This window comes from Hydrogenophaga sp. IBVHS1, assembly GCF_002127265.1.
Lineage (GTDB): Bacteria > Pseudomonadota > Gammaproteobacteria > Burkholderiales > Burkholderiaceae_C > Hydrogenophaga.
Genome location: NZ_NFUU01000001.1, coordinates 1210900 through 1227499, shown reverse-complemented (window position 1 = coordinate 1227499; position 16600 = coordinate 1210900). Strand labels below are relative to the sequence as shown.

The window sequence follows — 16600 nt, the reverse complement described above, 5'->3', positions numbered from 1 at the left end:
GCCCAGCCCGTCGCTACTTCGCATCTCGGCGCGGTTTCGATTTCTTTCGGTTTGTATCTGCGCCCACCGCGCGCACCCGCGCCAGGTACTCGATCACGTGGGTGCCCAGTCGCTCGGCCACCATGCGCGCAATGTGCGGCAGCGCCCGGCCCGCGCTCACGGCCACGCCCACCGTTTGCGCCTGCGCGCTCTTGTCCTTGAGAGGCACGAAGCACAGCTGCCCCGCCAGAATTTCCGGGCCTGCATCGAGCTCGGACGTGAGCGCCACGTGGCTGCCACTGCGCACCAGGCTTTTGACGAGCTGCAACGAGTTCGTCACGAGCGGTGGTCGGGCTTCCTGCAGCAGCCAGTTGTGGCGGCGCTCCAGGTAACGCCGGATGGTCAACGCCTTGCTCTGCGCCGCCAGAGGCCATGCCGCCACATCCTTGAACGTCACCTGCGCAAGCGACGACAGTGGATGCCCGGGCGCCACCACGCAGCCCAGCGGCAGGTCGGCCGTGGCCACGATGTGCAGATCACGCCCGGGCTTGAGGTTGAAGGCCACCGCCAGATCCACGTCGCCCGCGCGCAGGCGCTGCATGGCCTCGTCCGGGCTCACGATGTCCACCTCCAGCACGATGCCCGGATGTTCCTGCGCCACCGCCAGCACGAACTCGGGCAGCAGGCCGTTCACGTGGCTGTCCATGGCGGCCAGCCTCAGGTGGCCCTGGCTCACGCCTTGCAGCTGCTTGATGTCGGAAAGCGTGCGGTTGAGGTCGGCCTTCCAGCGCTGGGACAACGCGAGCAGCAACTCGCCAGCGGCGGTCAGGCGCATGCCGCGCGGCTGGCGCTCGAACAGCGGCAAGCCCAGGTCTTCCTCCAGCAGCAGGATGTGGCGGTCGATCGCCGAAGCCGAGATCGAAACATCGCGCGCCGCGGCCTGCACCGAGCCGAGCTGGGCCACAGCCGCCACGTAGCGCAAGGCCTTCGGGTGAAGCAGTTGGTTCAGGTTGCTCATGCGTGCTGAAAAACAGAATGGAACGTGCCCAATTATGCGATGGACAGCAATGCATGCGCGTCGCAAACTGCGCCCATCATGAGCACGCCATCCCCTGCGCCCATCCCCTGGAATGCCTTTCTGGCCATGCCGCAGAGCGACTTCTGTGCCCTGCTGGGCCCGGTGGTCGAACATTCGCCCTGGGTCGCAGAACGCGCCTGGGCAGCGCGCCCGTTTGCCGACCGGGACATGCTCTACCGCGCCATGGCGGATGTGATTCTGGGTGCGAGCGATGCGGAACAACTGGCCCTGCTGCGCCGCCACCCCGAACTGGCCGGACAGGAAGCCCGGGCGGGAACCATGACGGCGGACTCGCAGAGCGAACAGGGTCGCCTCGGTTTGACGGCTCTGGACGCCGCCACCGTGCAACGGATCGAAACCCTGAACGCTCGCTACCGCGAACGCTTTGGCTTCCCCTTCATTGCGGCGCTGCGCCTGCACGGCACGCTGGCTTCAGTGCTGCAGGCGTTCGACGAACGGCTCCGCCACGACGACGCCACCGAACGCGACGCAGCCTTGCAGCAAGTCTGCGAAGTCATGCGCGGGCGACTGACGCAGACCGTGCTGCCCCCGGCTCCCCTCCCCTCACCCCCCGTTCTCACCCACACTGGAATCCCATCATGAAAAACCCACGCCGCCACTTTCTGGCCATTGCCGCCCTGCTGTGCCTGGCCCTGCCGCAGGCCCACGCGCAAGCCTGGCCCCAGAAGCCGATCCGGATCGTCGTCACCTTCGCTCCAGGAGGCTCGTCCGACATCGTGGCGCGCCTTCTGCAGCCAGGCCTGCAGGAAAAGCTCGGCCAGATCGTGATTGTGGAGAACAAGCCTGGCGCGGGCAGCACCATCGGCGCCAACGAGGTGGCGCGCGCTGCGCCCGACGGCTACACCCTGCTGCTTTCCAACACCGCACCCATCAGCATCTCGCCTTTCATGATGGACAAGTCGCCCTACGACCCGGTGAAGAGCTTCACGCACGTGGCCTACATCGGCTCGGTGCCCAATGTGTTCGTGGTGCACCCCTCCGTGCCGGCCAAGACCATGCCCGAGCTGGTGAAGTGGATCAACGCGCAGGCCAAACCGGTGAACTACGGCTCGGGCGGCGTGGGCTCCATCGGACACATCGTGGGCGAGATGTTCAAGCAGCAGTACAAGCTGAACATGGAACACGTGCCGTACAAGGGCTCTTCACCCATGCACAACGACCTGCTCGGCGGTACGCTGCAGTTCGCGGTGGACACGCTCACGCAGAACGTGCCCTACATGAAAGACGGCAAGCTCACGGGCATTGCTGTGACCTCGCGCGGCCGGGCTGCCATGTCGCCCAGCGTGCCCAGCGTGGTGGAAGCGGGTTACCCCAAGCTGGTTGCCGAAAACTTCCTCGGCATATCGGCACCGGCGGGCATTCCGAAAGACGTGGTGGATAAGGTGCACAAGGCGGTGGCCGAGGTGGTGGCGCGGCCCGACGTTGCCAAGCGGCTGGCGGACCTGGGCGTGGAGCCCGAGGCCATGAGCACCGTGCAGTTCACGCAGTTCGTCACCGAGCAGGTGAACGAATGGGCACCGGCCGTGAAGGCGTCTGGCGCCCGCCTGAATTGAACGCCATGAGCGGCGGCATCTCGATTCATTGTGTGGACGTGGCCAGCGGCCGGTTGGCTGTGGGCCTGGGTGTGGAAGTGGTCCGCCTGGGGCCCGATGGCCTGCCCCAGGGCGCTCCGCTGGCCGAAGGGCGTGTGGGCAGCAACGGGCTGCTGCATCACCCCACCCTCATGAGCGAAGCGATCACCGCTGGCGGCTACGAAGTGCGCTTTTCGGTGGGCGACTTCTACCGCAGCCAGGGCCATGCCACGGGTGGCCCGGTGTTTCTGGAAGTGGTGCCCTACCGCTTCCACATCGCCGACCCGGTTCAGCACTACCACCTGCCGTTCAAGTTCACGGCCTGGGGCTTTTCGCTGTTTCGCGGCGGCGCCTGACGGTCAATAGCTTTCGGTGTCGACTTCGCGGTTCGCCTGCTCGTTGTAGCGGTTGCCACTCACCGTTTGCTGGTTGATCAGCGCCTCGAGCCTGGCCATCGTCGCCGCATCCAGCTTCACGTCCGCCGCGTCGATGTTGTCGCGCAGGTGGTCCTGCCGGGCGGTACCGGGAATCGGCAGGAGGTCGTCGCCCTTGTGCAGCAGCCATGCAATGGCCAGCTGCGCCGGCGTGCAACCCACTTCGCGCGCGATGGCCTCAAAAGGCGCCAGCAGCTTGAGGTTGGCGGCGTAATTTTCGGGCGAGAAGCGCGGCATGGTGCGGCGGATGTCCTTGGCATCCAGCGCGGCCAGGTCGATCTCGCCGCACAAAAACCCGCGAGCCACCGGGCTGAAGGCCACAAAACTCACGCCGAGTTCACGGCAGGCCTCAAGCACCGCTATCTCGGGGTTGCGCGTCCACAGCGAATACTCGGTCTGCACCGCCGCAATGGGGTGCACCGCGTGCGCCTTGCGCAGGGTGTCTGCCGACACTTCGGACAAACCGATGCTCTGAATCTTGCCGGCGCGCACCAGGTCGCTGAGCCCGCCCACGCTCTCTTCCACCGGCACTGCTTTGTCCCAGCGGTGCAGGTAGTAGAGATCGATCACATCGGTCTTCAGGCGCTTCAGTGCCGCTTCGCAAGTGGCGCGCAGCGTCTCGGGTCGGCCGTCGATCACACGTACCAGCTTGCCGTCGCCGGCCACGTCCACGCCCTGCATGCCGCACTTGCTCGCCAGTGTGAACTGGCTGCGGTGTTTTGATAGCGCCTTGCCCACCACCGTTTCGCTCGCACCGAAGCCGTACAGGGCTGCCGTGTCGAAGTGGGTCACGCCGAGGTCGAGCGCGGTGAGCAGGAGGCGTTCCGCGTCCGCTGCGGGAATCGGCGCGCCGTAGGCATGGCAGATATTCATGCAGCCCAGGCCGATGGCCGAGACCTTGAAGGGGCCGAGTTGTCGTTGCTGCATCGCGCTCAACCGTTCGCGTTCAGTTGTTGTTCCAGCTTGTTCAACACTTCATAACAGGCCAGCACCTGGGCCACGCTGGAATTGGGCTCGCGGCCCTCCTTGATGGCGGCGAAGAACTCGCGGTCCTGCAGCTCGATGCCGTTCATGCTCACCGCCACTTTCGACACATCGATCTTTTCTTCCTTGCCGTTGAAGAGGTCGTCGTAGCGGGCGATGTAGGTCGCCGTGTCGCCGATGTAGCGGAAAAAGGTGCCGAGCGGGCCGTCGTTGTTGAAGCTGAGACTGAGCGTGCAGATGGCGCCATTGGCGGCCTTCAGCTGGATGCTCATGTCCATGGCGATCCCCAACACCGGGTGGATCGGGCCTTGCACGGCATTGGCCTGCACGATCGGGCTGCCGCACTGGTAGGCGAACAGGTCCACGGTGTGGGCCGCGTGGTGCCACAGCAGGTGGTCGGTCCAGCTGCGGGCCTGGCCCAGCGCGTTGGTGTTGGTGCGGCGGAAGAAATACGTCTGCACATCCATCTGCTGGATGTTGAACCTGCCTGCCGTGATTTCCTGGTTGACGTACTGGTGGCTGGGGTTGAAGCGGCGCGTGTGGCCGCACATGGCCACCAGCCCGGTTTTCTTCTGCAGCGCCACCACGTCCTGCGCACCCTTGAGGCTGTCGGCCAGTGGAATCTCCACCTGCACGTGCTTGCCGGCATTCAGGCACGCGATGGTCTGCTCCGCGTGCATCTGCGTCGGCGTGCACAGGATCACGGCGTCCAGCTCCTTGAGCGCCAGGCTCTCGGAGAGCTCGGTGGTCACATGCCCGATGCCGTACCTGGCGGCCACTTCCTTCGTCTTGTCGAGCTCACGCCCGATGACCGAGATCACCTCGACGCCGTCGATGTTCTTGATGCCGTCCAGGTGCTTGACGCCGAAGGCGCCGGCGCCCGCGAGGGCGACTTTGATGGTTTTACTGGTCATGTCAGTTGTTCTCCAGAATCAGGTGGCCCACGGCGGTGTTGCTCGCGGGCACATGGTAGAAGCGGTGCGCCACCTTCGGGGGCTTGCCACCGGCCACATCGGCCATGGCACCACGCGCGATGAGCCACATCACCAGCTCGATGCCTTCGCTCCCGGCTTCACGCACGTAGTCGATGTGGGGGACTTTCGCCTGGCCCTCGGGATCGGCGATGAGCCGATCGAGGAACGCGTTGTCGAAAGTCTTGTTGATCAGGCCGGCGCGCGGGCCCTGAAGCTGGTGGCTCATGCCGCCGGTGCCCCAGATCTGCACGTTGAGGTCTTCGTCGTAACTCTCCACGGCCTTGCGGATCGCCTTGCCCAGGTTGTAGCAACGCTGGCCGCTGGGCACCGGGTACTGCACCACGTTGACCGCGAACGGGATCACCGGGCAGGGCCAGGCGCCCTTCACCGGGTCCTGTTCTCCACACATCAGCGAGAGAGGAACGGTCAGGCCATGGTCCACATCCATCTTGTTGACGATGGTGAGGTCGAAGTCCTGCTGAATGACGGACTGTGCGATGTGCGACGCGAGGTCGGGGTGACCAACCACCTTGGGCACCGGCCGCGGACCCCAGCCCTCGTCCGCTGGCTGGAACTCGGCCGCCGTGCCGATGGCGAAGGTAGGGATCATGTCCAGGCTGAAGGCCGTGGCATGGTCGTTGAACACCAGGAAGATCACGTCGGGCTTGTTCTGCTTCATCCATTGTTTGGAGAAGTCGTAGCCCTTGAAGACCGGCTGCCAATACGGTTCCTGCGTCTTGCCGAGGTCAAGCGCGGCGCCGATGGCGGGCACATGCGAGGTGTAGACGGATGCGGTTATCTTGGCCAATTCAATACTCCAATTTCTGTTCAGAGGTCCCGGTGCGCAGGACAACCGGCGCCAGGATGCCGTGGGTCATTTCTTGCCTTGGGGTTGCCGATGTGCCTGCGCATCACCGTCTTCGCCCACCACGCGATTGCCTTCGGCCGAACGGCCACCGGCGATCATCATGTTGCGGTACTCGTCCTCGGTCATGCCGGTCATGGAGCCCGCCATCTGCTGGAAGCTCTTGCCGTCGGTGGCGCCGATCTTGGCCAGAAAGTAGATGTTGCCGCCCAAGCGGATGCACCAGTTCAGGTCTCGCGCGAGCACGGCCTGCTTCTGCTCTTCGGTCATGGCCCACTCGTCAAGGTAGGCGCGCTCGTCGGCTTTGAACCGCTCGCGGTTCTCGGCCTTCATGAGGCTCATGCAGAACTGGTTGAGCCAGTAGCCCTTGCGGCTTTGCTCGGCGTCGAAGATGGTCGTGCCCGGCACGTCCAGGTAGGGTTTATCGAGTGGCATTTCAGTTTTCCTCCGGCCAGTACAGGCGCATCGGGTTGCTCACCAGCAGCTTCTTCTGCAGCTCGGGCGTTTTCGCGATGTGCGGGATGAAATCGACCAGCAGGCCATCGTCGGGCATATGGTCCTTCAGGTTGGGGTGCGGCCAGTCGGTGCCCCAGAGCACGCGGTCGGGGAAGTCCTCCACCACCTTGCGTGCAAAGGGGATCACGTCGGTGTAGGCGTTCTGTTCGCCGTTGAGCGCCTTCGGACCGGTGACGGACAGTCGCTCCGGGCAACTCACCTTGCTCCACACATTGGGGTGCTGGCGCATGAATTTCAGGAACAGCTCGAACTCCGGACCGTCCACCGGTTTGCTCACGTCGGGGCGGCCCATGTGGTCCACCACCACGGTGGTGGGCAGCGCTGTGAAGAAGTCCCACAGCTCGGGCAGGTCCACCGCCTCGAAATAGATGACCACGTGCCAGCCCAGCTTGTGGATGCGCGCAGCGATCTCCATCAACTCTTCCTTGGGGGTGAAGTCCACCAGGCGCTTGACGAAATTGAAGCGCACCCCGCGCACACCGGCAGCGTGCAGGGTCTGCAGTTCTTTATCGGTCACGCTGCGCTTGACGGTGGCCACTCCACGCGCCTTGCCGTTGGAATGCACCAGTGCGTCGACCAGCGCGCGGTTGTCGGCGCCGTGGCAAGTGGCCTGCACCACCACGTTGCGCGCGAAACCGAGGTGGTCGCGCAGCGCGAAGAGCTGCTGCTTGCTCGCGTCGCAAGGCGTGTACTTGCGCTCGGGCGCGTAGGGAAATTCGGCTCCTGGGCCGAACACGTGGCAGTGCGCGTCCACGCTGCCGGCAGGCACCTGGAAGCGGGGCTTGCTCGGGCCGCTGTACCAGTCGAGCCAGCCAGGGGTCTTGGTGAAATCACCGGATGTCGGTTTGCTCATGGCGTGCTTTCAATCGATGTACTTGAGGCCGGCAGCCGCCAGCGGCTCGCGCATCTTGTACATGTCCAACCCAAGCACGCCACTGGCCAGCTTGGCGCGCTTCTCGCCCTCGAAGCTTTCACGTTTCTGCGCGGCTTCGAGTGTGGCGGCGGCGCGCGCGGCGGGCACACACACCACGCCGTCGTCGTCTGCCACGATCACGTCACCCGGTGTCACCAGCATGCCCGCGCACACGATGGGAATGTTCACCGAGCCCAGCGTGGCCTTGATGGTGCCCTTGCTGGAAATGGCTTTGCTCCACACAGGGAAGTTCATCTTCTGCAGCTCTTTCACGTCGCGCACGCCGCCGTCGATCACCAGCGCACGCGCACCGCGCGCCTGGAACGAGGTGGCCAGCAGATCGCCGAAGAAGCCGTCGGTGCACTCGGCGGTGACGGTGGCCACCACGATGTCACCCGGCTGGATCTGCTCGGCGGCCACATGCATCATCCAGTTGTCACCGGGCTGCAGCAGCACGGTAACGGCCGTTCCGCTGACTTGCTGGCCGGGGTAGATGGGCCGCATGTACGGCTTGAGCAGACCCACGCGACCCATGGCCTCGTGCACCGTGGCCGAGCCGAGCGCTGCCAGGCCGTCGGCGGCTGCGCGGTCGGCGCGGGTGATGTTGCGGTAGACAACGCCGAGTTCGTACATGTCAGATTCCTTTGGCTTTCAGGCGCTCATCGAGGCGCGGGAACACGCGGCGCACGTTGCCTTCGTAGATCTGGTGCTTGTCGTCCGCACTCAGGATCTTCGACGCTTCGATGTAGCGCTTGGTGTCGTCGTAGTAATGGCCGGTGGTGGGGTCGATGCCCCGCACCGCACCAATCATTTCGCTGGCAAACAGCACGTTCTTCACCGGAATCACCGTGTTGAGCAGGTCGATGCCGGGCTGGTGGTAGACGCAGGTGTCGAAGAAGATGTTGTTCATCACGTGGGTGTCGAGCAAGGGCTTCTTCATTTCCTGCGCGAGACCCCGGAAACGGCCCCAGTGGTAGGGCACCGCACCGCCACCGTGCGGAATGAGGAACTTCAGCGTCGGGAAATCCTTGAACAGATCACCCTGAATGCATTGCATGAACGCGGTGGTGTCGGCGTTCAGGTAGTGCGCGCCCGTGGTGTGGAAGCACGCATTGCAGCTCGTGCTCACGTGGATCATGGCGGGCAGGTCGTACTCCACCATCTTCTCGTAGATGGGGTACCAGTGCCTGTCGGTCAGGGGCGGGCTGTTCCAGTGACCACCCGAAGGATCGGGGTTGAGGTTGATGCCAACCGCGCCGTACTCCTTGACGCACTTCTCCAGCTCGGGGATGCAGGTAGCCGGATCGACTCCGGGCGATTGCGGCAGCATGGCCACCGGCACGAAATGATCGGGAAACAGCGTGGAGACGCGATAGCACAGTTCATTGCAGATGGCGGCCCAGGTGCTCGACACATGGAGGTCGCCGATGTGGTGCGCCATGAAGCTCGCGCGCGGCGAAAACAGCGTGAGGTCGCTGCCGCGCTCCTTCATCAGCTTGAGCTGGTTGGTCTCAATGGACACGCGCAGCTCGTCGTCGCTGATCTTCAGGTCCGCCACCCTGGGCATCGTCGCCGGGTCCTTGATGCCCGCAATCTGCTGGTTGCGCCAGTTCTCCAGCGCCTTGGGGGCCGTGGTGTAGTGGCCGTGGCAATCGATGATCAGACTCATGGGTGCTCCTGGTTGTTGTGTCAGCGCGCGGGCTCCATGCCCTGGCGTTGCTTGGCTTCGTCGGCGGCGGGCGAAACCATGAAGTCGAGCAATGCCCTGACCTCTTCGGCCCGCGCGGTGCCCACGGGAATGCCGGCAGAAAAAGTGGTGACGATCTGAATGGCCGGTGGCAGTGGCCCGGCGACCGTGATGCCCTCGACGTGCAGCAGTTCGCTGAGTTGCTGAAAACCCAGTTCCACCTCGCCCCGCGCCACCAGCGTGCCCACCGGCACACCGGGCGGCGCCTGCACCATGCGGCCGGCGATCTGGTCCGCAATGCCCCAACGCTCGAAGAGCTTGCCCAGAGCAACGCCGCTCGGGCCGGTGGAGCAGCTCACACTGCGCGCGGCCAGCACGGCAGCGCGCAAAGCATCTTCGGTCGACAGATCAGGCAAGGCAGCACCGGCGCGCACCGCCACCGCCACGCCCGAGCGCACCAGGTCGACCCGACTGCCGGCGCGCAGGTGGCCGGCGGAAATGAGTTTGTCGATGGCGTCCGAAGCCAGCACCACCAGATCGAAGGCTTCGCCAGCCTGCACGCGTTTGGCCGCATCCACGCCGCCCACCGCCTCGATCGTGATCGGGCCCGCGGCGCGCGCACCGTAGGCGGCCACCAGTTCGGCCAGCACCTGGCGCGTGGCCATGGAGGAAATACCTTGGATTGGGAGTGACATGGAAGGTAAGCCGGCTTGAAGACCGGCCATTGTGGACCGGCAGAAGCCCCAAGAAAAGTCGTAGTCCCGCTAGCAGCTAGAACAAAAAAACATAACTATGATCCGAACTCCAGCCAACACCGAATTCCATGGACCTCAAGCAACTCGAGTACTTCGTGCGTGTCGCCGAACTGGGCAGCTTCACCCGGGCGGCCATGGCGCTGCACGTGGCGCAACCTGCCCTTTCGCGCCAGGTGCGCCTGCTGGAAGTGGAGTTGCGCCAGAACCTGCTGGTGCGCAACGGACGCGGCGCCGTGCCCACCGAAGCCGGCAAGCTGCTGCTGGCCCATGGGCGCGGCATCCTGCACCAGGTGGAGCGGGCGCGGGAGGAGCTGGGCCGGGTGCGCGGTGCGCTGGCCGGGCGCGTGGCCATTGGCTTGCCGCCCACGCTGGCGCGCGTACTGGCGGTGCCGCTCACCCGCGCCTTTCGCCTGCAACTGCCGCAGGCCAGCCTGTCCATCAGCGAAGGCCTCTCGGTCACCATGCAGGAATGGCTGGTGAACGGGCGGCTGGACATAGCCGTGCTTTACAACGCGCAGCCCGCACCCGAACTGGACATTCACCCGCTGTATGACGAAGACCTGATGCTGGTGGAACCGCGTCCACCCGGCCTGCCTGAAGATCCTCCACCGCCTCCGATTCCCCTGCGCGAGGTTGCCGCACTCCCGCTGGTCATCCCCAGCCGGCCCAACGCCATCCGCATGCATGTGGAGGCCGAAATGGCCAACATCGGCTGCAGACCCCTGGTGGCGCTGGAGATCGACGGCGTTTCGGCCATCCTGGACCTGGTGGCCGACGGCGCAGGTGCCGCGCTGCTTTCGCGCAACGCGGTGGCCAGCTCGATCCGACCTTCGGCCTACCGCATGCGGCAGGTAAACGAGCCGCCGCTGCGCACCCGGTTGTGCCTGGCGATCAGCGCGCAGCGTCCGGCCACTTTGACGCAGCAGAACACGCTGGATCTCATTCGTCACACGCTGGAGAAGCTGAACGCGCGTTGAGCGAACGGCTGCGCGCCCTAGAGAGGTGCCGCTATCTCATTGCTTCGGAATGCCGGCGCGTTCGATCACACGGCCCCAGCGCCGAATGTCGTTGACCAGCAGCGCCGTGGCCTGTTCGGGGGTGGACGAACGCGGGTCGATGTTGAGTTCGCGCAGCTTCTTCTGCACCTCGGTGTCGGCCACCGTGGCCGCTATCTCGCGCTGCAGACGGTCGATGACGGTCCGGGGCGTTTTCGCGGGGGCCGCCAGCGCATTCCACGAAGAGGCCTGGAACCCGCTCACGCCCGCTTCCATGGCGGTCGGCACCTCAGGCAGCACCACCGAGCGCCGCTCACCAGCCACCGCCAGCGCCTTGAGCGCACCGCCGCGAATCTGCGTGAGAACCGGCGCCAGAATCTCCACGCCCACATCAACCTGCCTCCCACGCAGCGCGCCAATGAGGTTGGGCGTGCCGTTGAAGGGGATGATCTGCGCGTCGATGTCGGCGCTGCTCTTGAACAGCTCGGCCGCCAGGTGCTGCGTGCTGCCGATGTTGATGCTGCCGATGTTGAGCTTGCCCGGGTTCGCCTTCGCATACGTCAGCAGTTCGGGGAAGCTCTTGAAGGGGGCGTCGGGGTGGGCCACCACCGCGATGTCGAAGAAGCCGAGCGTGGAAATGGGGGCGAAATCGCGAACCGTGTCGAAAGGAAGCGACTTGAACAGGCTGGCCGTGACCGCCGTGCCGTTGGACATCAGAAACAGGCTGTAGCCATCGGGCTCGGCCCGCGCCACGCTCTCAGCCGCCACCACACCACCTGCGCCCGGACGGTTCTCGACCACCACGCTCTGCGCAAGCCGCTCACCGAGCTTCGCCGCCACGATGCGCGCGGTGAGATCACCCACGCCACCGGCCGCGAATGGCACCACGATACGCAGGCCCCTGGAGGGAAACGCGGGCTGAGCCACCGCGTGAAACGGGGAGGAGACGCCAGCCACCAGCGCCAGCAGACCTCCCAGGAATGCGCGACGTCCCATGGCAACCCCCTTCTGCGTCAGCCTACGTATTGCACCAGCCAGAGCGATATCCCTGGGAACAGCAGCAACAAGGTGGTGCGCACCACGTCGCTCGCCAGGAACGGCAGCACGCCGCGGTAGCTCTCACCAATCGGCACGTCTTTGGCCATGCCGTTGACGACATACACGTTCAGCCCCACCGGCGGTGCCAGCAGCCCGAAGCCCACGGTCATGAGCACCATGATGCCGAACCAGATCGCCACCGATTCCTGCGGCATGCCGAAGTCCAGCCCGATCACCACCGGGAAGAAAATCGGGATGGTGAGCAGGATCATGGAGAGTTCGTCCATCACGGCGCCGAGCACCACGTAGAACAGCAGGATGGCGGTGACGACCAGCAGCGGCGTCACGTTCCAGCTGTTGATCACCTCGGACAGCATGGTGGTCACCTGCGTGAGCGCCAGTGCCGAGTTCATCATGTCGGCGCCAATGAAGATCATGAAGATCATGGCGCTGGCTGCCGCCGTGGAATAGAAGCACTGCTTCACCTTGGCCAGCGTCAGTTCGCGCTTGAGCAAGGCCGCCACAAAGGTACTGGCAGCGCCCACGCCGGCACCCTCGGTGGGCGTGAACAGGCCACCGTAGATGCCGCCGAAAACGATGATGAACACGATCGCGATCGGCCCCACGCCCAGCAAGGCTTCCATCGTCAGGCGGGGATGGTCGTCGTCGTGCTCGGGCGCGTGGCCCGGCACCAGGCGAACATAGATCGCAATCGCGATCATGTAGCCCAGCATGGCGATCATGCCGGGCACCATGGCAGCAGCGAACAACTTGGCGATGTTCTGCTCGGTCAGGATGGCATAGATCACCAGCGGCACCGAGGGTGGAATAAGGATGCCCAGCGTGCCGCCAGCGGCCAGCGTGCCGGTGGCCAGCCGACCGGAATAACCATGGCGCTTCATTTCAGGCAGGGCCACCGAGGTGATGGTGGCCGCCGTGGCAATGGAAGAACCGCAGATGGCGCCAAAGCCAGCGCTGGCCAGCACAGCCGCCATGGCCAGCCCGCCCTTGAACCGCGCCATGACCACGCTGGCGAACTGGAACAGCGCCTTGGAAATGCCGCCCTGCGTGGCGAAATTGCCCATCAGTATGAACAGCGGAATGACCGAGAGGTCGTAACTGGCAAAACGCGCGAACGCAGCGCCGTTCAGGTTGTTGAAGAAAGGTGGCCAGCCCACCTGGTAGATGTAGCCAAAACAACCCGCTGCGAACATGGCCACGGCGATCGGCACACGAATGGCCATCAGGCCCAGCATGATCCCGAAGATCAATCCTGCCAAAGACAAAGAACTCATTCACCCTGCTCCGGAAAATTACGCACAAAAGCCTGGTACAGGGCGATCAGTGCCGTCAAGAGAAACGGCGGCACCATGAAGCAATAGACGATCCACTCGGGAAACCCGAGCATCATGGAAGTGGTCTGCGTCTCGTAGGCGCTGATGCCTCCCACGGTGGTGCGCCAGGTCAGCAGCAGCATCAGCATGGCCAGCAGCAAGGCGCCGAACCGATCCATCAAGGCGGTGGCGCCAGAGGAGGCCTTCGATGTGAAGAAGTCCACGATGATGTTTTCGCGCTTGAGCTGGCACCAGGGCAAAAACAGCGCGATGGCAGCGCCCGCCGTGAAGGCCGTCAGTTCGTAATCGCCCACCAGCGTCAGGCCGATGGTGTTTCGGCCGATGAGGCTCACGCAGGTGATCAAGGTGATCACCGTGAGCAACACGCCCGCCAGAATCGCACTCGATCTGGCCAACAGGGAAAGCAGTTTCAACGCGGCACCTTCTTGAAACAGGCGATCCGCCCAAGCCGAGAGCGGCCGGAGCGGATCGTTCGGTTGAGAGTGCGGCACCAACGAGGCATGCCGCAGGGGTAGAGGATTATCGCTGGTACTTTGCGATGAGCGCCCGGGCTTCGGAGACCAGCTTGGCACCGTCCACGTTCTTGCCCTTCATTTCATTGACCCAGTCGGTCTCCACGGTGGCGGCCGTGCGGCGCCAGCGCTGGGTCTCTGCTGTGTCGAGCGCCACGATGTTGTTGCCCGCCTTCTCGGCGATGGCGCGCCCGGCCTTGTCGCCCTCATCCATGGCACGCCCGAACATGGCGGCCGTCTCGATGCCCGAGTTGGCGTCGATCACCTTCTTCAGGTCGGGTGGCAGCTTTTCGTACGACGCCTTGTTCATGGAGAAGGCGAAGGTCTGCGTGTACAAACCCTGACGTCCCGCGAAGGTGGTGTGGTTCTTCACCAGCTCGGTCACCTTGAGCGAAGGCGTGACTTCCCAGGGAATGGTGGTGCCGTCGATGGTGCCCTTGGAGAGTGCGTCGGTCACGGCCGGCACCGGCATGCCGACCGGGGTTGCGCCCAGTTTGGTGAGCATGTTGTTGATCACGCGCGAACCGCCGCGCACCTTCATGCCGCGCAGGCTCTCGAGGCCGGTCACGGGGGTCTTGGTGTGGAACAGGCCCGGGCCGTGGGTGTGCACGGCGATCAGCTTCACATCCTTGAATTCATCGGCGGCGTATTTGTCCACGTATTCCTGAAAGGCCCGCGAAGACTCTTCGGCCGAACCGCTCATGAAGGGCAGCTCGAACACCTCGGACTTGTTGAAGCGGCCCGGCGTGTAGCCCAGCACGGTCCAGGTGAAATCGACCACGCCATCGCGGGCCTGGTCGAACAACTGGGGAGGTGCGCCGCCGAGCTGCATGGCGTGGAAGAGCTGCACCTTGATCCTGCCGCCCGACTCGGCTTCCACCTTCTGCGCCCAGGGAACGAGCGCGCGGGCCGGTATGGTGGCTTGCGGCGGCAGCATCTGGTGCAGGCGCAGGGTCACCACCTGCTGGGCCGTGGCCTGCCCGGCCAGGCCCGCCAGGGCGACAGCGCCCAGGGCCAGCAGGGTGGTGCGGCGTTTGAGAAAGCTCATGTTTGTCTCCTGTTTCTGATGATTCCGGTGCGTGGGCGTGTGGGCGCGCCCCGATCCGGATAACTTGAAGAACGCCATGCCCACACGGTGCCAGCTACTACTCAGATTCACTCAGGCGCACTCGGCTCGCCACGCGGTGTCGAGCGTGACGCTTCCCACCACGCGCGAGACGCATGCGCAGATGCGCGTGTTTTCCCGCTTCTCGCGTTCGCTCAGGAACACGTCGCGGTGGTCGATCTGGCCGTCGAGCGAAAGAACATCCATGACGCACAGGCCGCATTCACCCCGCCGGCAGTCGCTCATGACCTCGATGCCTGCGGCCTCCAGCACTTCCAGCAGCGGCTGGTCGGGGGGCACCTCCAGCCGGGTGCCGTGGCGCGGCAGCTCCACGTAAAAGCCTTCGCTGTGCAGGCGGCCACCGCTGCCAAACGTCTCGAAGCGCAGGCTGGGCAAAGGACGGCCGGCATCCAGCCAGCGCGCACGCACCTCGTCCAGCAACGCGGCGGGCCCGCACACATAGGCCTGTGCTCCGGCAGACAAGGCGTCGATCTCACCGGTCAGATCCAGCCGCTCGCCCCGGGACGACACGCAGGTGACCAGGCCTTCGCCAAGCAACTCGCGCAGCGTCTCGCCATAGGCCAGCTCGCTTTCGCTGCGCGCTGCGTACAGCAGGCGCACCCGATGTCCGCCGCGCGCCAGCGCCTGCGCCATCGACACCATGGGTGTGATGCCGATGCCACCAGCCACCAGCAAGGTGGCGGGCGCGGCAAAGCCCAGCGGAAAATGGTTCTGCGGCGTGCCGACCTCGATCGCATCGCCCACCGCGAGCTGCCACATGGCGCGCGAGCCGCCAAGGCCATCGTCCAGCCGCTTGACCGCGATGCGGTAGCCCGGGCATTCCTCAGGCGAACCCACCAGCGAATAGTTGCGCGTGAACTCGCGGCCATCGGCCGCCAGCCGCACCTGAAGGTGCGCCCCGGGCGCCCATCGCTCGGCCACGGCATCCGCATCGGCAGGAGCCAGCACAAATTCGCGAACCGTGGGGGTGAGGTCGCGCAGCTCGGCCACGCGCGCGCCTTGCCAGGTGAGGGTGCTTTTCATCTTCGGCGAATGAGTTTGAGGGCCGGCATGGACCCGGGGGCGAGGACTCTGGCGGGACCGTTGAGCACGTCCTGCAGGTTGCGTTGCGCCAGACGAGAGTGCTCGCGCATGATCGCTTCGGCACGCGCGCCCTCCCGCTGTTCGATGGCTTCCAGCACTTGCCGGTGCTGGTCCTGCGCCACCACCAGCATGTCGCGCGCGCGGCTCGAATGCGCCTGCACCACCACGAACCCCGAGGGCGAGGCGAAGGGCAGGCTCAACACCTTTTCCAGCTGCCGCGTGATGGTCGGGCTGTCTGCCATTTCCCAGACGAGGCTGTGGAACTGGCTGTTGAGCGTCACGTAGGCGGAGAAGCCTTCGTCGTCGAGCGCTGGCGTGGCCAGCACCGCGTCGATGCGGTCCAGGCACTGGCGCGATTCGGCTAGGACCACACCGGGCGCACCGCGCTCGGCGGCGAGCCGCGCCAGCAGGCCTTCGAGGGTGCCGCGCAGCTCGATGGCGTCGGCAATGTCGCGCTCGGAGAAGGTCTGCACCACATAGCCGCCGTTGGGCAGCGCCTGCAAAAGGCCTTCCTGTTCCAGTCGCATCAGCGCAGCGCGAATGGGTGTGCGCGAAACACCCAGACGTTCGACGATGGCGAGCTCCGCAATGCGCGAGCCACCGGCCAGCTCGCCTGAGAGGATGAGTTCGCGCAACTGCAGCAGCGCGCGCACCTGGGCGCTTTCAGGGGTGGCGCCTTCGTTCACAACGGGGTTCGGGGTGAGCGTCTCCATG

At 65.0% G+C, this 16600-nt stretch carries 19 protein-coding genes; 4 read left to right on the top strand and 15 right to left on the bottom strand.

The features are described 5' to 3' along the window. Positions 1 to 13 precede the first annotated feature (13 nt). Positions 14 to 997 (bottom strand): LysR family transcriptional regulator, encoded by a 984-nt coding sequence (locus CAP37_RS05935; protein WP_179190152.1) that lies wholly within the window; start codon positions 995 to 997, stop codon positions 14 to 16. A 78-nt stretch (positions 998 to 1075) separates the two neighbouring features. On the opposite strand from CAP37_RS05935, the gene uraD reads away from it, so the two are divergent. The 3 genes from uraD to CAP37_RS05920 are packed head-to-tail and all read left to right on the top strand — an operon-like array spanning position 1076 to position 3005. Further along, positions 1076 to 1660 (top strand): 2-oxo-4-hydroxy-4-carboxy-5-ureidoimidazoline decarboxylase, encoded by a 585-nt coding sequence (gene uraD, locus CAP37_RS05930; RefSeq protein ID WP_086123331.1) that lies wholly within the window; start codon positions 1076 to 1078, stop codon positions 1658 to 1660. After that, positions 1657 to 2631 carry a tripartite tricarboxylate transporter substrate binding protein gene (locus CAP37_RS05925; RefSeq protein WP_179190151.1) on the top strand — a complete coding sequence of 325 codons (975 nt, stop codon included), beginning with the start codon at positions 1657 to 1659 and terminating at the stop codon, positions 2629 to 2631. Before uraD ends, CAP37_RS05925 begins: the two co-directional genes overlap by 4 nt. Next, complete coding sequence (locus CAP37_RS05920; RefSeq protein WP_256926882.1) at positions 2589 to 3005, top strand: hydroxyisourate hydrolase; 417 nt, start codon at positions 2589 to 2591, stop codon at positions 3003 to 3005. The genes CAP37_RS05925 and CAP37_RS05920 overlap by 43 nt, the downstream gene beginning before the upstream one ends. 3 nt (positions 3006 to 3008) lie before the next feature. Here the strand turns inward: CAP37_RS05920 and CAP37_RS05915 are convergent, their stop codons facing one another. The 8 genes from CAP37_RS05915 to CAP37_RS05880 form a co-directional block, all read right to left on the bottom strand. Then, positions 3009 to 4010, bottom strand: a complete 1002-nt coding sequence (locus CAP37_RS05915) for an aldo/keto reductase (RefSeq protein WP_086123330.1) — start codon at positions 4008 to 4010, stop codon at positions 3009 to 3011. A gap of 5 nt (positions 4011 to 4015) precedes the next feature. After that, complete coding sequence (locus CAP37_RS05910) at positions 4016 to 4981, bottom strand: Gfo/Idh/MocA family oxidoreductase (RefSeq protein ID WP_086123329.1); 966 nt, start codon at positions 4979 to 4981, stop codon at positions 4016 to 4018. Position 4982: 1 nt separating this feature from the next. Next, on the bottom strand, positions 4983 to 5849 hold the full coding sequence (locus tag CAP37_RS05905; protein WP_086123328.1) for a class III extradiol dioxygenase subunit beta: 867 nt from the start codon (positions 5847 to 5849) through the stop codon (positions 4983 to 4985). A 66-nt stretch (positions 5850 to 5915) separates the two neighbouring features. Further along, a complete protein-coding gene (gene ligA / locus CAP37_RS05900) occupies positions 5916 to 6341 on the bottom strand; it encodes a protocatechuate 4,5-dioxygenase subunit alpha (RefSeq protein WP_086123327.1) in 426 nt (141 codons plus the stop codon). A gap of 1 nt (position 6342) precedes the next feature. Then, positions 6343 to 7275, bottom strand: coding sequence for an amidohydrolase family protein (locus tag CAP37_RS05895; protein WP_086123326.1), 933 nt, complete (start codon positions 7273 to 7275; stop codon positions 6343 to 6345). A 9-nt stretch (positions 7276 to 7284) separates the two neighbouring features. Next, entirely contained in the window at positions 7285 to 7968 is a 684-nt protein-coding gene (ligK, locus tag CAP37_RS05890; protein ID WP_086123325.1) for a 4-carboxy-4-hydroxy-2-oxoadipate aldolase/oxaloacetate decarboxylase, read from the bottom strand. 1 nt (position 7969) lies between these two features. Next, complete coding sequence (locus CAP37_RS05885; RefSeq protein ID WP_086123324.1) at positions 7970 to 9004, bottom strand: amidohydrolase family protein; 1035 nt, start codon at positions 9002 to 9004, stop codon at positions 7970 to 7972. Positions 9005 to 9024: 20 nt separating this feature from the next. Further along, a complete protein-coding gene (locus CAP37_RS05880; RefSeq protein ID WP_179190150.1) occupies positions 9025 to 9717 on the bottom strand; it encodes a substrate-binding domain-containing protein in 693 nt (230 codons plus the stop codon). A gap of 128 nt (positions 9718 to 9845) precedes the next feature. Here CAP37_RS05880 and CAP37_RS05875 point away from each other — a divergent pair, with 128 nt between their 5' ends. Continuing rightward, positions 9846 to 10754: a LysR substrate-binding domain-containing protein gene (locus CAP37_RS05875; RefSeq protein ID WP_086123322.1), complete on the top strand. Its 909-nt coding sequence runs from the start codon at positions 9846 to 9848 to the stop codon at positions 10752 to 10754. Positions 10755 to 10790: 36 nt separating this feature from the next. Here CAP37_RS05875 and CAP37_RS05870 read toward each other — a convergent pair whose 3' ends face one another. The 6 genes from CAP37_RS05870 to CAP37_RS05845 form a co-directional block, all read right to left on the bottom strand. Then, positions 10791 to 11768 (bottom strand): tripartite tricarboxylate transporter substrate binding protein, encoded by a 978-nt coding sequence (locus tag CAP37_RS05870; RefSeq protein ID WP_086123321.1) that lies wholly within the window; start codon positions 11766 to 11768, stop codon positions 10791 to 10793. Positions 11769 to 11785: 17 nt separating this feature from the next. Further along, a complete protein-coding gene (locus tag CAP37_RS05865; protein ID WP_086123320.1) occupies positions 11786 to 13105 on the bottom strand; it encodes a TRAP transporter large permease in 1320 nt (439 codons plus the stop codon). Beyond that, a complete protein-coding gene (locus CAP37_RS05860) occupies positions 13102 to 13578 on the bottom strand; it encodes a TRAP transporter small permease (protein ID WP_086124836.1) in 477 nt (158 codons plus the stop codon). Before CAP37_RS05860 ends, CAP37_RS05865 begins: the two co-directional genes overlap by 4 nt. 106 nt (positions 13579 to 13684) lie before the next feature. Continuing rightward, positions 13685 to 14725 (bottom strand): TRAP transporter substrate-binding protein, encoded by a 1041-nt coding sequence (locus CAP37_RS05855; protein ID WP_086123319.1) that lies wholly within the window; start codon positions 14723 to 14725, stop codon positions 13685 to 13687. A 111-nt stretch (positions 14726 to 14836) separates the two neighbouring features. Then, positions 14837 to 15826, bottom strand: coding sequence for a PDR/VanB family oxidoreductase (locus CAP37_RS05850; RefSeq protein ID WP_086123318.1), 990 nt, complete (start codon positions 15824 to 15826; stop codon positions 14837 to 14839). After that, entirely contained in the window at positions 15823 to 16599 is a 777-nt protein-coding gene (locus CAP37_RS05845; RefSeq protein WP_086123317.1) for a GntR family transcriptional regulator, read from the bottom strand. The genes CAP37_RS05850 and CAP37_RS05845 overlap by 4 nt, the downstream gene beginning before the upstream one ends. Position 16600: the final 1 nt, after the last annotated feature.

Excerpts from the sequence above, each read along its gene's own strand:
- CAP37_RS05895 (WP_086123326.1), bottom strand. The coding sequence starts at position 7,275 with ATGAGCAAACCGACATCCGGTGATTTCACCAAGACCCCTGGCTGGCTC.
- CAP37_RS05910 (WP_086123329.1), bottom strand. The coding sequence starts at position 4,981 with ATGACCAGTAAAACCATCAAAGTCGCCCTCGCGGGCGCCGGCGCCTTC.
- CAP37_RS05845 (WP_086123317.1), bottom strand. The coding sequence starts at position 16,599 with ATGGAGACGCTCACCCCGAACCCCGTTGTGAACGAAGGCGCCACCCCT.
- CAP37_RS05880 (WP_179190150.1), bottom strand. The coding sequence starts at position 9,717 with ATGTCACTCCCAATCCAAGGTATTTCCTCCATGGCCACGCGCCAGGTG.
- CAP37_RS05855 (WP_086123319.1), bottom strand. The coding sequence starts at position 14,725 with ATGAGCTTTCTCAAACGCCGCACCACCCTGCTGGCCCTGGGCGCTGTC.
- CAP37_RS05920 (WP_256926882.1), top strand. The coding sequence starts at position 2,589 with ATGGGCACCGGCCGTGAAGGCGTCTGGCGCCCGCCTGAATTGAACGCC.
- CAP37_RS05875 (WP_086123322.1), top strand. The coding sequence starts at position 9,846 with ATGGACCTCAAGCAACTCGAGTACTTCGTGCGTGTCGCCGAACTGGGC.
- CAP37_RS05870 (WP_086123321.1), bottom strand. The coding sequence starts at position 11,768 with ATGGGACGTCGCGCATTCCTGGGAGGTCTGCTGGCGCTGGTGGCTGGC.
- CAP37_RS05885 (WP_086123324.1), bottom strand. The coding sequence starts at position 9,004 with ATGAGTCTGATCATCGATTGCCACGGCCACTACACCACGGCCCCCAAG.
- CAP37_RS05925 (WP_179190151.1), top strand. The coding sequence starts at position 1,657 with ATGAAAAACCCACGCCGCCACTTTCTGGCCATTGCCGCCCTGCTGTGC.
- ligA (WP_086123327.1), bottom strand. The coding sequence starts at position 6,341 with ATGCCACTCGATAAACCCTACCTGGACGTGCCGGGCACGACCATCTTC.
- CAP37_RS05915 (WP_086123330.1), bottom strand. The coding sequence starts at position 4,010 with ATGCAGCAACGACAACTCGGCCCCTTCAAGGTCTCGGCCATCGGCCTG.
- CAP37_RS05865 (WP_086123320.1), bottom strand. The coding sequence starts at position 13,105 with ATGAGTTCTTTGTCTTTGGCAGGATTGATCTTCGGGATCATGCTGGGC.
- CAP37_RS05850 (WP_086123318.1), bottom strand. The coding sequence starts at position 15,826 with ATGAAAAGCACCCTCACCTGGCAAGGCGCGCGCGTGGCCGAGCTGCGC.
- uraD (WP_086123331.1), top strand. The coding sequence starts at position 1,076 with ATGAGCACGCCATCCCCTGCGCCCATCCCCTGGAATGCCTTTCTGGCC.
- ligK (WP_086123325.1), bottom strand. The coding sequence starts at position 7,968 with ATGTACGAACTCGGCGTTGTCTACCGCAACATCACCCGCGCCGACCGC.
- CAP37_RS05935 (WP_179190152.1), bottom strand. The coding sequence starts at position 997 with ATGAGCAACCTGAACCAACTGCTTCACCCGAAGGCCTTGCGCTACGTG.